The organism is Brooklawnia propionicigenes, assembly GCF_030297015.1.
Classification (GTDB): Bacteria; Actinomycetota; Actinomycetes; order Propionibacteriales; family Propionibacteriaceae; genus Brooklawnia; species Brooklawnia propionicigenes.
This window is the reverse complement of record NZ_AP028056.1, coordinates 113,442-125,674: the sequence shown is the minus strand read 5'-3', so window position 1 is coordinate 125,674 and position 12,233 is coordinate 113,442. Positions and strand designations below refer to the sequence as shown.

At 65.8% G+C, this 12,233-nt stretch carries 12 protein-coding genes; 8 read left to right on the top strand and 4 right to left on the bottom strand.

The window, feature by feature from the left end; translation table 11 throughout:
* Nucleotides 1-18 precede the first annotated feature (18 nt).
* The 6 genes from QUE25_RS00580 (at nt 19) to QUE25_RS00555 (ending at nt 6,482) form a co-directional block, all read left to right on the top strand.
* On the top strand, nt 19-510 hold the full coding sequence (locus QUE25_RS00580) for a double zinc ribbon and FHA domain-containing protein (RefSeq protein ID WP_286266564.1): 492 nt from the start codon (nt 19-21) through the stop codon (nt 508-510).
* Nucleotides 510-1,220: a transcriptional regulator FtsR gene (gene ftsR / locus QUE25_RS00575; protein ID WP_286266562.1), complete on the top strand. Its 711-nt coding sequence runs from the start codon at nt 510-512 to the stop codon at nt 1,218-1,220. Before QUE25_RS00580 ends, ftsR begins: the two co-directional genes overlap by 1 nt.
* A gap of 27 nt (nt 1,221-1,247) precedes the next feature.
* Nucleotides 1,248-1,709 carry a bifunctional nuclease family protein gene (locus QUE25_RS00570; RefSeq protein ID WP_286266560.1) on the top strand — a complete coding sequence of 154 codons (462 nt, stop codon included), beginning with the start codon at nt 1,248-1,250 and terminating at the stop codon, nt 1,707-1,709.
* 186 nt (nt 1,710-1,895) lie between these two features.
* A complete protein-coding gene (locus QUE25_RS00565) occupies nt 1,896-2,462 on the top strand; it encodes a MerR family transcriptional regulator (RefSeq protein ID WP_286266557.1) in 567 nt (188 codons plus the stop codon).
* A 59-nt stretch (nt 2,463-2,521) separates the two neighbouring features.
* A complete protein-coding gene (gene gcvP / locus QUE25_RS00560) occupies nt 2,522-5,341 on the top strand; it encodes an aminomethyl-transferring glycine dehydrogenase (RefSeq protein WP_286266556.1) in 2,820 nt (939 codons plus the stop codon).
* 22 nt (nt 5,342-5,363) lie between these two features.
* Nucleotides 5,364-6,482 carry a YhjD/YihY/BrkB family envelope integrity protein gene (locus tag QUE25_RS00555; protein WP_286266554.1) on the top strand — a complete coding sequence of 373 codons (1,119 nt, stop codon included), beginning with the start codon at nt 5,364-5,366 and terminating at the stop codon, nt 6,480-6,482.
* A gap of 1 nt (nt 6,483) precedes the next feature.
* On the opposite strand, the gene QUE25_RS00550 is transcribed toward QUE25_RS00555, so the two are convergent.
* Nucleotides 6,484-7,698: a pyrophosphate--fructose-6-phosphate 1-phosphotransferase gene (locus tag QUE25_RS00550; protein WP_286266552.1), complete on the bottom strand. Its 1,215-nt coding sequence runs from the start codon at nt 7,696-7,698 to the stop codon at nt 6,484-6,486.
* Nucleotides 7,699-7,824: 126 nt separating this feature from the next.
* On the opposite strand from QUE25_RS00550, the gene QUE25_RS00545 reads away from it, so the two are divergent.
* Both QUE25_RS00545 and QUE25_RS00540 read left to right on the top strand, forming a co-directional pair.
* The gene (locus tag QUE25_RS00545) at nt 7,825-8,244 is read left to right on the top strand and encodes a pilus assembly protein TadG-related protein (RefSeq protein WP_286266550.1); all 420 of its coding nucleotides are present in this window, start codon (nt 7,825-7,827) and stop codon (nt 8,242-8,244) included.
* A gap of 16 nt (nt 8,245-8,260) precedes the next feature.
* A complete protein-coding gene (locus QUE25_RS00540; RefSeq protein ID WP_286266548.1) occupies nt 8,261-8,884 on the top strand; it encodes an L-threonylcarbamoyladenylate synthase in 624 nt (207 codons plus the stop codon).
* Nucleotides 8,885-8,899: 15 nt separating this feature from the next.
* Here QUE25_RS00540 and QUE25_RS00535 read toward each other — a convergent pair whose 3' ends face one another.
* The 3 genes from QUE25_RS00535 to QUE25_RS00525 all read right to left on the bottom strand — a co-directional run bounded on the left by QUE25_RS00535 (nt 8,900) and on the right by QUE25_RS00525 (nt 12,217).
* Nucleotides 8,900-9,703 carry a PP2C family protein-serine/threonine phosphatase gene (locus tag QUE25_RS00535; protein WP_286266546.1) on the bottom strand — a complete coding sequence of 268 codons (804 nt, stop codon included), beginning with the start codon at nt 9,701-9,703 and terminating at the stop codon, nt 8,900-8,902.
* 78 nt (nt 9,704-9,781) lie between these two features.
* Nucleotides 9,782-10,681, bottom strand: a complete 900-nt coding sequence (locus tag QUE25_RS00530; RefSeq protein ID WP_286266544.1) for a rhomboid family intramembrane serine protease — start codon at nt 10,679-10,681, stop codon at nt 9,782-9,784.
* 9 nt (nt 10,682-10,690) lie between these two features.
* On the bottom strand, nt 10,691-12,217 hold the full coding sequence (locus QUE25_RS00525) for an Hsp70 family protein (protein WP_286266542.1): 1,527 nt from the start codon (nt 12,215-12,217) through the stop codon (nt 10,691-10,693).
* Nucleotides 12,218-12,233 lie beyond the last annotated feature (16 nt).

Genomic DNA, 12,233 nt, shown 5'->3' with positions numbered 1-12,233 from the left:
ACAAGAAAGCCTCCGATAATGATCGATTGCAGCAAGTGCGGTCACTCAAACCCGGTCGGGAGCAACTTCTGCTCCAAGTGCGGCAACGCGCTACCGGCGTCGGTGTCCGAGACAACGCGCGTGATCATCGTGCCCGAAGAGGACCCCCGCACCCTGGAGATCAGTGCCGAGGACGCGGATGCGCTCAGCACCCTGCCGGCCGGCAATGCTCTTCTGATCGTCACTCGCGGGCCTGACGTCGGAGCTCGTTACCTGCTCGACAAGGACATCGTGACGGCCGGCCGTAGCCCGAAGTCCGATATTTTCCTCGATGACATCACCGTCTCACGCGATCACGCCGAGTTCGTGATGCGCGACGGCCAGATAAGCCTGGTGGACAAGGGCAGTCTCAACGGCACGTACGTCAACCGCACGCTGGTCGACCAGGCCGCTGTGTTGCGTCCTGGCGACGAGGTACAGATCGGCAAGTTCCGGATGCTGTTCTTCGTGAGCGAGCACGGACTGCGCTGATGCCGCCACCGGCCAAGCGAAGCATCGGCCAGGTCCTTCCGCTGCTCAAGAACGAGTTTCCGGATATTTCTATTTCGAAGATCAGGTTTCTGGAGAGCGAGGGCCTGGTTTCGCCCGAGCGCGCGCCGTCCGGATACCGCCGCTATGCCGAGGCGGACATCGATCGGCTGCGCTACATCCTGAGGATGCAGCGCGATCACTATCTGCCCTTGAAGGTGATCCGGCAGAACCTCGAAATGATGGATCGCGGGATCGAGCCCCCGACCATCGAATCTCCGGCCTCGTCCAATTCGGCGGCGTCGGCCGCACCCGAGACCGATCCGCAGGATCCGGCGACAGCGCCGAGACCGGCCCAGAAACGCCCGATGAAGCTGACCCGCCGCGAGCTCCTGCAGGTCAGCGGCCTGTCGGAGGCAACCCTGATCGAGCTGGAGCGTCAGCAGATGGTGGTGCCCAAACGGGGTTCGATCTACTACGGACGCGAGGCGCTCACGGTGTGCGTGGTCGCCCGGCGCTTGCAGGAATACGGCATGGACAGCCGTCACATGCGCGCCATCAAGCAGGCCGCCGAACGGGAGGCCGGTCTGGTCGAGCAGGCGGTGCGTCCCTATCTGGCGATCAGCGCCAAACCCGCGCAGACCTTGCACGAGGTCAGCCAGCTGGTGGTGCATGCGCATGCCGCGATGATCTACACCCTGTTGGAGGGCTGATCGGGCGACGCCGATAGACTGGGTCGCGTGATAGAGCTCGACATCATGGGAGTACGCGTGGAGGTGCCCTCCAACGCACCAATGCTGTTGCTCAAGGAATCGGGTGGTCAACGGTATCTCCCGATCTGGATAGGCGCGGCTGAGGCATCAGCGATCGTCAACGCGCTCGAGGGCATCGTCCCGCCGCGTCCGATGACCCACGATCTGATGGCCGACGTGCTGTCGCAACTGGGGCATGTCGACCTCGAGGGGCGCATCACCACGGTCGCCGACGGCACGTTCTACGCCGAACTGTGGGTGGACGGCCATGCCATCACCGCCCGTCCATCCGACGTGGTCGCACTGGCGTTGCGTTCCGGTTTCAAGGTCAAATGTCCCGACGAGCTGCTGGATCAAGTAGGGGTTGAGCTTTTCGAACCCGCCGAGGACGAGGTGGAGAAGTTCCGGGAGTTTCTCGACCAGATCAGCCCTGACGACTTCGAGAACTGAATCAGCAAGCCAAGCGGTGTTTGATCGTATCGCGTCGAGTCCCGGTGCCGGGACACGCCGAGAGCCTTGAGGCCGCGGTGATTGCTCACCGGTTCGATCACGCCTACCGTTTGAAAGGCAGCGGAGTAGTTACACAGCTGTAGTCGAGCGCGAGTTCAGGTCTGCAGGGCACGTGAGGAGAGCACCGTGAGTAGTCCCCAAGAGAGCCTGAGCGTTGTCAGCGCACAAGATGCGCTGTTCGAGGGCGACTTCGGACCCCTGCCCGATGACCTGGCGTTCCGCGGACCGGTTGCCTGCAATGTTGCGGGCATTAGCTACCGGCAACTCGACTACTGGGCGCGTACCGGCCTGGTCACTCCCGAGATCCGTGACGCCGGCGGATCCGGCACCCAGCGACTTTATTCATTCCGGGACATCCTGATGCTCAAGGTCGTCAAGCGACTGCTGGACGCCGGCATCTCACTGCAGCAGATCCGCACGGCCATCGATCACCTGCGCGAGCGTGGTGTCCAGGACCTCTCACAGGTCACCTTGATGAGCGATGGCATCTCGGTCTACGAATGCACCACCGATCATGAGGTGATCGACCTGCTGCGCGGCGGGCAGGGTATGTTCGCCATCGCCCTGGGTGGGGTCTGGCGAGACATCGAAGGTACTCTGCTGGCACTGCCCGGCGAGCGAACCGCTGCGGTCGCGGCGGAGCCGATGGACGACGAACTGTCCCGCCGCCGTCAGCAGCGGGCGGCCAACTGATTTTCCACTCCACCGGCCGGTAACCGAGCCCGTCCAGTGCGCCATCCAAGGAGGCTCGCTTGTCGTCATTCCTGCACCGCCACATCGGTCCGGATGCCATCCAGCAGACCAGGATGCTCGACCGTCTGGGACTGTCGAGTCTCGATGAACTGGTCGATAAGGCGATGCCCGCGGCCATCCGCGTCGACGACGGGCTGAGCCTGCCGGCGGGCATCGACGAGGCGGCCGCACTGGAGCGGCTGAGATCGTTGGCGGCGCGCAACAACCCCGGCCGCGCGATGATCGGACTCGGCTACCACGGCACCATCACCCCGGCGGTGATCCGGCGCAATATCCTCGAGAACCCCGCCTGGTACACGGCCTACACCCCGTATCAACCCGAAATCAGCCAGGGTCGCCTCGAGATGCTGCTGAACTTCCAGACCATGGTCGCAGACCTCACCGGGCTGCCACTGGCGGGCGCCAGCCTGCTGGACGAGGCCACCGCGGTCGCCGAGGGGGTGGCGATGGCCCGGCGCGCCGTGCGTTCGGGTCAGGTGGTGCTGGTAGATCCCGGCCTGCTGCCTGCCTCACTGGCGGTCCTGCGCACCCGGATGGACGCTGCCGGTATCGAGATCGTCATCGGCGGCGACGATCTGGCCGCCGACGACAACCTTGCGCGGGCATTCTGCGTCGTGGTGCAGACTCCCACCGCAGACGGGCGCCTGCAGTCCACCGCCGAGTTGGCCGCGCTGGCCGAGGCTGCGCATGCTGTCGGTGCGCAGCTGGTCGCAGCCGCCGATCTGCTCGCGCTCACCTTGGTGACACCGCCGGGGGAGTGGGGTGCCGATATCGCGGTCGGCAGCACTCAGCGATTCGGCGTTCCGTTGTTCTACGGCGGCCCGCACGCCGGCTACATCGCGGCCAGGGCCGGAGCCGAACGCAGGCTGCCCGGCCGGCTGGTCGGCGTCTCGACCGATGCCGACGGCGCACCCGCGCTGCGGCTGGCACTGCAGACCCGCGAACAGCACATCCGCCGGGAGAAGGCGACGTCGAACATCTGCACCGCGCAGGTGCTGCTCGCGGTGACCGCGGCGGCCTATGCCCTCTACCACGGTCCCGAGGGCCTGCGGGAGATCGCCACGGGGATTCATCTGAGCGCACGACAGCTCGCCGGCGCACTTCGTGCGGCCGGGGCGCAGGTCGTCCACGAGAGCTTCTTCGACACCTTGCTGGTCGGGGTGCCGGACGCGGATCAGGTCGTCCGGCGTGCTCGGGCGGCCGGCATTCACCTGCGGCGAGTCGATGCCGGCCATGTCGGCGTATCGATCGGGGAGGATGCCACCGACGACGATCTGGTCGCGGTGGCCCAGGCGTTCGGAGCCGAGATAGCAGGCGACCAGTTCTGGGGCGGGCTGGCGGCCGACGCGCGTACCAGTGAGTACCTCACACACCCGGTCTTCGGCTCACACCATTCCGAGACCAGCCTGATGCGCTATCTGCGCTCACTGGCCGACCGGGATTTCGCGCTCGACCGCGGCATGATTCCGCTGGGCAGCTGCACCATGAAGCTCAATTCGGCCGCCGAACTGGAGCCGATCAGCTATCCGGGCTTCGCCGGGCTGCACCCGTTCGTCCCGGACAGCGATGCCCAGGGCATGCACGAGCTGATCGACGAGCTGAGCGGCTGGCTGGCCGAGATCAGCGGCTACGACAAGGTCTCACTGCAACCCAACTCCGGCGCCCAGGGCGAGTTCGCCGGGCTGATGGCCATCCGCCGCTACTACCGGGCACGCGGCGAAGACGGACGAACCGTCTGCCTGATCCCGTCCTCGGCGCACGGCACGAACGCCGCGTCGGCCACGATGGCCGGGCTGAAGGTGGTCGTGGTGAAGGCCACCGAGGACGGCTCGATCGACCTGGATGATCTGCGCGCCAAGGTGGCCGCCCACGCCGGCCGGCTGGCTGCGATCATGATCACCTATCCGTCCACCCACGGCGTCTTCGAAGACACCATCAGCACAGCCTGCGAGCTGGTGCACTCGGCAGGTGGGCAGGTCTATGTCGACGGCGCGAACATGAACGCCCTGGTCGGTCTGGCCAGGCCGGGCAAGTTCGGGGCCGATGTCAGCCACCTGAACCTGCACAAGACCTTCGCCATCCCGCACGGCGGGGGCGGGCCGGGGGTCGGGCCGATCGCGGTGCGCGCGCATCTGGCGCCCTATCTGCCCGATGCCGAGCACCCGGTCTCGGAGTCCGCGTTCGGTTCGGCCGGCGTGCTGCCCATCACCTACGCGTACATCGCGATGATGGGAGCCGACGGACTGCGTCAGGCCAGCCAGGTTGCGTTGCTGAACGCCAACTACATCGCCAAGGTGCTCAACGAGGCGTTCCCGGTGCTCTACACCGGCCAGGGCGGCCTGGTCGCCCACGAGTGCATCATCGACCCGCGGGCGGTCTGCAAGCACGCCGGGCTGACCATCGACGACATCGCGAAACGACTCATCGACTACGGTTTTCATGCCCCGACCATGAGCTTCCCGGTGCCCGGCACGTTGATGATCGAGCCGACCGAGAGCGAGGACCAGCGCGAACTCGACCGGTTCTGCGATGCGATGATCGCCATCCGTGCCGAGATCGACCTGCTGATCGCCGGCGAGTGGCCCCATGATGACAACCCGCTGGTCAACGCCCCGCATACCCTGGGACGCTGCACCGCCGACGAGTGGACGCATCCGTATTCGCGTCGGCTGGCGGCCTACCCGGCCGGACGCAGCACCGGGCAGCTGGGCCCGGCCGACTCCCAGAAGTACTGGCCGTGGTCCGCGCGCATCGACAATGCCTACGGCGACCGCCATCTCATGTGCACCTGCCCGCCGGTCGCTGACTACGTCCAATAGGTCAGGCTGAGATGATGGGGCCATGTCGTCGGTACATTCGTTGCTGGAGTGGCTGCAGGCCAGCCCCGCTGGCTCGCATCTGCTGCGCGCCTACGTCCGCTACATGAACCGGCTGGGCAACCAGCTCTCGGCAGCGATGGCGTTCTTCACCATCTTGGCCATCGTCCCCGTCTTGATGTTCGCGTTCGCGGCTGTCGGATTCACCCTGACGGTGCTGCGTCCCGATCTGCTGGGAGTCGTCCAGATCTTTCTCGTCGACAATCTCTCGGCCGGGCCGCTGCAGGATCAGATCCTCATTCTGCTCAGCCAGTATCTGCTGAACTGGCGCAACGTCGGCATTCTGGCGATCGGGATCGCGCTGGTTGTCGGGACGAGCTGGGTGGCGAACCTCAAAGGTGTCATCCGGGGGATGGGCCGGCCCAGTTTCGACATGGTGCAGCGCCACAAGCCCTGGCAGGAGCCGCTGATCAACATGGGCCTGCTGCTGGTCATCTTGGTGCTGGTGGCAACGACCTTCACCGCCACGGTGATCGGCACGCAGCTGGCCGGCACGATCGTCGACTGGCTGCATGTGAGCAGTCTGGCTGTCGGCATCTCGAGCGCGCTGGTGCGGGTGGCTTCACTTGCCTTCTCGTTGGCCGGAGCAACCCTGCTCTTCTGGCTGATGTACCGCTTTCTGCCCGATGAGCGGCCGCCGGCGTCCGCCTTGAAGCGGGGCTCGGTCGGCGCCGGGGTATGTTTCGTCATCCTGCAGACCGCGGTGAGCTGGCTCACCGGGCTGCTCAGTGCGGCACGCGCGACCCAGCTCTTCGGCCCGGTGATCCTCGCGATGCTGTTCATCAATTTCTTCGCGAATCTGATTCTGCTGTGGGCGGCGTGGATCGCCACCTCGAATCAACCTGCCGTGGCGCGGCGGCACTCCCTGGGCGACGAAATCCTGCGTGGCCAGGAGCTCACGGTGACCGTGGAGGATCATTGGGCCCACGCGGACGCCGAGGTCGAGCAACGCCTGCAGGCCGACCGGTCCGCGTCCCAGCTCGGGACGACGCAGTCGCCTGCGGACGGACGACGCCCCGCCAGGCTGCGACTCCGCATTCGTCGCGGAGCCGGCCCGGCGGGGCGTCGGATTCACAAGCGCTGAATTACTTGGCGTGCTCCGGCTTGGGCATGCCGATCGACTCGGACAGCTCGACGAACCAGGGCTGGGTGATGTCGAAGGGCTTGTGACCGGCGATCCGCGGGAAATCGATCACGGAGAGCTGGTCGTTGTTCTCCTCGTCCAGGCCGATCACGCCGGGGGTACCGGCCAGGGCGGCATCGACAGCCATCACGCAGGTGCGTCCGATCAGCGCCAGGTCCTCATCGTTGGACGGAGCCGAGCGGCTGAAGTAGCCGGACTTCTGCACCATGGTTTTCTGAGCGCCGATCCGCTTGCTGAACTGCTTGCCGAACCAGGCACCCGGATTGATCTTGTCGATCTGAACATGGCCGAAGGCGTCCTTGGGCACCTTCTCACCGTTCTTCTCCATCTGCTCGACGATCTCGGCCACCCCGGCACCTTCGGAGAGGAAAATGTTGACGTTGCCGACCTCGTCCATGATCTTGGACAGGCGCTCCGCCTCGGCGTCCAGATCGACGGCGACCTCGGGCAGGTAGACCGCATGCACGGCCCAAGCCTCCCTGGACAGGCCGATCTCGGGCAGCCATTCCTGCTCGTCCAGCCAGGCCTGGTAGCGCTTGGTGGTCTCGGCGGCGAGATAGCCGCAGTTGCGCCCCATAATCTCGTGGATGATCAACTCGCGGGGAGCGGCATTGTGCTCGGCGATGATGTTCTTGGCGTAGTCAGCAGCCTCGTCGGCGGCCGTCCATGCGCCCAGCGACTGACGGATCGGGACGATGTCGTTGTCGATCGTCTTCGGCAGCCCGACCACGGTCAGATCGAAGTCGTTGTCGGCGAGGTAGGCCGCCAGGTCGGCGGCGGTGGTGTTGGTGTCGTCACCACCGATGGTGTGCAGCACGTCGACGCCATCGGCCACCAGCTGCTTGGCTGCGACTTCGAGAGGGTTCTCGCCCTCGGCAACCAGCCCGCGTTTGACCAGGTCGGCGACATTGGTCAGCTTGACCCGTGAGTTGCCGATGGGGGAGCCACCGAACTTGTACAGCCGATCGGCGTGGGCGCGCACCTCCGGCGTGACGACGACCGAGTCACCCTTGAGTAGTCCCTCGTAGCCATGGCGGTAGGCGATGATCTCGATTTCGGGAGCGAGTTCGGTGTAGCGCGTGATGAGGCCGGCCACCGCCGATGACAGGCAGGGGGCGAATCCACCGGCGGTGAGCAATCCAACCTTGTTGACCATAGCGGGAGAACCTTTCTTCTTCGGTCAAGCGACTGTCCCCAGCCTAATGGGGACCACCCTTCTCGGCGACCGACATCCATGGCAAACTGGCTCGAAAGACACTCCATCTCACCCCGAGGAGTCTCGATGCCGGCCAAGAACCCCGGACGTGGTCAGCGAGGATTCAGTGTGTCGGTGCTGGTCTGCCTGCTCATCCCGATCCTGCTGGTGTGCATTGGTCTGGCCGTGGACGGGGCAGCCAAGGCCGCGGCCGACCGCCGGGCCGAGGCGGTCGCCGCGCAGGCGGCCCGGGCGGGGCTGGATGCCGCCGCTCCGGCACTGGTGTCCGGGATGACATCCGAGGCCGGAGCGGGTCAGATCGCGGTGCGGGCAGCCGAGCAGGTGATCGCGTCGCATCCCGATATGGAGGGGATGGCCGTTGTCGGCGGTGAGGTCACGTTGCAGGTCACCACGTCCACCACCGTTCGGACCACCTTCCTCTCGCTGGCCGGTATCGATGAGCTTCCCGGGCGGGGCTCCGCGATAGTCGAGTTGCGGATGCGCTGAGCCCTAAACTGGTTCAATGGCCAGGTATTTCGACGTACATCCCGAGAACCCCCAGCCCCGCGCGCTCGATCAGGTCGCGAGGATACTGCAGGATTCCGGAGTGATCGCCTATGCGACGGACTCCGGCTTCGCGCTGGGCGCGCTGCTGGGCAATCATGCCGGTGCCGATCGCATCCGAGAGATCCGCCACCTGGACGATCGCCATCACCTGACCGTGGTGGTCAGCGAGTTCGCTCAGTTGGGCCGATATGTGCAGATGGACAACTGGGTCTTCCGCGCGATCAAGGCCGCCACGCCCGGCCCCTATACGTTCATCCTGCCGGCCTCTCGCGAGGTGCCGCGGACGATGCAGCATCCGAAGAAGCGCACCATCGGGGTGCGGGTGCCCGCCCACACTGCCGCGCTGGCGCTGCTCGATCGGATCGGCGAACCGTTGGTCTCGTCCACCCTGATCCTGCCGGGAGCCGAGGAGCCGATGGCCGATGGCTGGCAGATCAACGAGGAGATCGGTCATCTCATCGACGCGGTCTACGACTCGGGAGACGCCGGACGGACGCCGACCACCGTGGTGGATCTGACCGGGGCGGAGCCGGAGATCCTGCGTCAAGGTGGCGGCGATCCGGAACTCTTCGTGCCCTGACCGGGCGTCAGCGCCTCAGCTGACCCGGCTGCGCCGCAGCTCGTAGCCTTGCACGGCGCCGACGAACTGGCTCTGCTGCTTGGCTTCGGAGTCGATGACATCACCGATGAGCACGGTGATGTTGTCGAGGCTGTGCGGCCAGCACAGGTCGACCAGGATGTTCGCGAGTTCTTGCGGAGCGCTGACCGAGGTGACCTGCGAGCTGATGACGTCCCGCGGAAGATAGCTGGTCAGGCCATCGGTGGCCAGCAACCAGCGGTCGCCGATCTGCAGATCGATCGGCGTGATGTGCACCGCCTCAGGATCGCGCAGCGCGCCGGACAACGAGTGCATCAGCATATTGCGCATCGGGTGGGTGGACGCGTCGGCGGGGTCAAGCATGCCCTCGTCCAGCAGCATCTGCACCCACGACTGGTCCACGGTCAGTTGTTCGAAGACGCCATCGCGGCAGCGGTAGGCCCGTGAGTCGCCGACGTGCACGAGATAGCCGATGTCATCGGTCATCACCAGGCCCGTCACGGTGGTAGCCATGCCGCGTGCGTCGGAGTCCTCGCGCCCGGCTCGCGCCAGCGCGGCATTGGCGCGGATCACCTCATCGCGGATCTGACCGGCATTCGGCTGGACGAGGGGTTCCAGCCCCGTTACCAGGGATTCGACAACCAGGGAGGACGCGAGGTGGCCTGCCGGGGCACCACCGACACCATCAGCGACCAGCAGTAGTCGGTCACTGGCATAACCAGAATCCTGGTTATCACTGCGTCTGGGCCCGATGTCAGAACGCGCGCCGGATGACAAACGGTAGGCGCGTGTGGAAGGCACTCCTTGACGATATCGGTTGTGCACCGGTCGAGGGCAAATCTGCGAGGTTGAGAGTCGAGACTTTCGCGGACGGCTTGCTCACACGCTCAGGTACTTGATGATGAGGGCGACGATGAGGGCCGCGGTGACCGCCAGTAGTCCTCCCCGCAGGTGTGACCTGCGTCCGTTGGCCACTCGGCGCAGATCCCAGAAGATGACGCCGGTGGCCGCGGCGCCGGCCAGGAAGCCTCCGATATGGGCGCTCCAGGCGATGGTCGGGAACAGCACCATGACGACGAGATTGAGACCGAGCAGGATCAGCATCGGGGTGAGTGACCGCTTCATCGCCCAGGCGAGGACCAGATAGGCGCCGAACAGGCCGAAGATCGCACCCGATGCCCCGAGCACGGCGGTGTTCCAGTTGGAGCCGGTGCCACCGGGCCCCTGGCCGGCGGGGAAGGCCAACAGGACGAAAAGCGTGCCTCCGCCCAGTGCGGAGATGAGATAGACGGCCAGGAATCGTCGCGCGCGCAGGATCGGCTCGAGGTAGCGTCCCATCAGCCACAGCGTCAGCATGTTGAAACCGATATGGGTGAACGAACGTGGCGCGTGGGCGAAGGCGGAGGTCAGGAACCGCCACGGCTCGGTGGCGGCCACCGACGGGATGAGCATGACCAGATCGTTGAACGCGGGAGACAGGTTCTGCAGTATCCACACCACCACGCAGATCGCCATCAACGCGTTGGTGACCGGCGTACGGGCGGCTGCCCCGGGCAGGAAGCTGGCTCCGTTGTTGTCCGGGGGACGATTGAACCAGCGATCGCTGGATTGTCGAGGCGCGGGTCCCGGCGTCCAGGCGCCGGAGCCGGACGACCAGTTGGCCGGTGGCGGTGTGCTGGGTACGACTGGCTCCTTCGGCGCCTGCGGAATCGACTGTTCGAACTCCGGTGGGACGAAGTCGGGCCACTCGGGGTTGGACGAAGGCTGATCAGCTGCCACCCAGCAAGCCTACAGTCGTGCGCTTCCCGCCAGCCCGAGCTGGTGGGACTGCCGGTAGCCAGTGTCCAGATCGGTGATGCTGACCGAGACGATGCCGTGCTGGTCGAGGTGGTAGGTCTCCTCGATCAGATGGCCTTCGCCGGTGCGTCTCACCTCGACCTCGTCGACTGCCGGTGGTTCGGCTTGCAGCGCGTCCTCGAAGGGAAAAAGGACGTCGGCGTAGGGCACGATGTCGCCTTCGGGCTGACCATTGGCAAGTCCGGCGTATTCGATGAAGCGGTACCACCCGATGTTGTGAGCGGCGCGGTAGCGGCGTTGGATGGTCAGATCGCCGCCCACGCTCATGGTCTGGTCGCGGTCGAAGATCGAGTCGAACTGCATGCGTTCGCCGGCATCGGCCTCCCGGAAGACACCGAAACCGCGCGAGACGCGATCGGACAGGGTGTACCCGGATTCCGGATCCGAGGCGATCGCGAGTCCGATGGCGGTGGACGCGGCAGGGTATGGCGAGCGGTAGACCCGTCGCCCGAAGCGCTCGCGAAGCATCCGGGGCACCAGTGGCAGTGAGCTTGCGCCGCCGACCAGATACAGACCCGCGATGGCCGACAGGTCCGGCGTGCCGGCATCCAGGCCGTCGACCAGCACTCCCATGGCCTTGATCGACTGCTCGGTCAGGGGAGCGCAGGCCTGGTAGTAGTCGGCCACTGGGACGATGACGGTCTGGTCTTGAACCTCCAGCACGATGCGGCGGGATTGGGGAGCGAGCTGCTCCTTGGCGGCCTGGGCGTCGCCGAGCAGCTGGAAGTAGCCGTCCACGCCCAGATCGTCGGGACGGATGCCGGCGAGTTCACAGGCCAGATCAGCCAGCACGGCATCGAAATCGTCCCCGCCGAGCCGGTTGACACCGACCGAGCCGAGAACCGCATGGCTACGATCATGGATCGCCACCAGGGAGGCGTCGAAGGTGCCACCTCCCAGGTCGTAGACCACCAGTCGGCTGCGGCGGGCACTGGGGGAGCCGGCCAGCCGGTGAGTGTATTCGAAGCCGGCGGCCGACGGCTCGTTGAGCATCGCGGTGACCGGGAAACCGGCCTGCCGGAAGGCCTCGAGAGTGAGGAACCGCTGCCCGCTGTTCGCGTGGGCGGGCACCGCCACGACCACGCCGGCGATCGGATCGGACTTCAATAGGGGGGCGATGGTCGACGAGGTCTCCAGCTGAGTGCGTACGTGGTTCAGATAGCCGACCATGACGTCCAGGAGCTGATACTGCTCGTGACCGACGTGAACCCGGCTGGAGGTCGAGGCCATCGCCGAGGCCAGCTCCCGCTTCATCGAGCGTAGAACGGGACGACCGGCCGCGCGCGCCTGCGCGGCAGCGAATCCGTAGACCAGGCCCTGATCGGCCGATGCCACCAGCGACGGCAGGAACTCATGTGCGTCGCCATGGCTGTCGGTGAATCCCACCACGGGGTAGTTACCGCGATCCGCATAAGCGACGACGGTGCGGGTAGTGCCGAAATCTATGCCCAACTGCATATGGGCAAGCCTAACG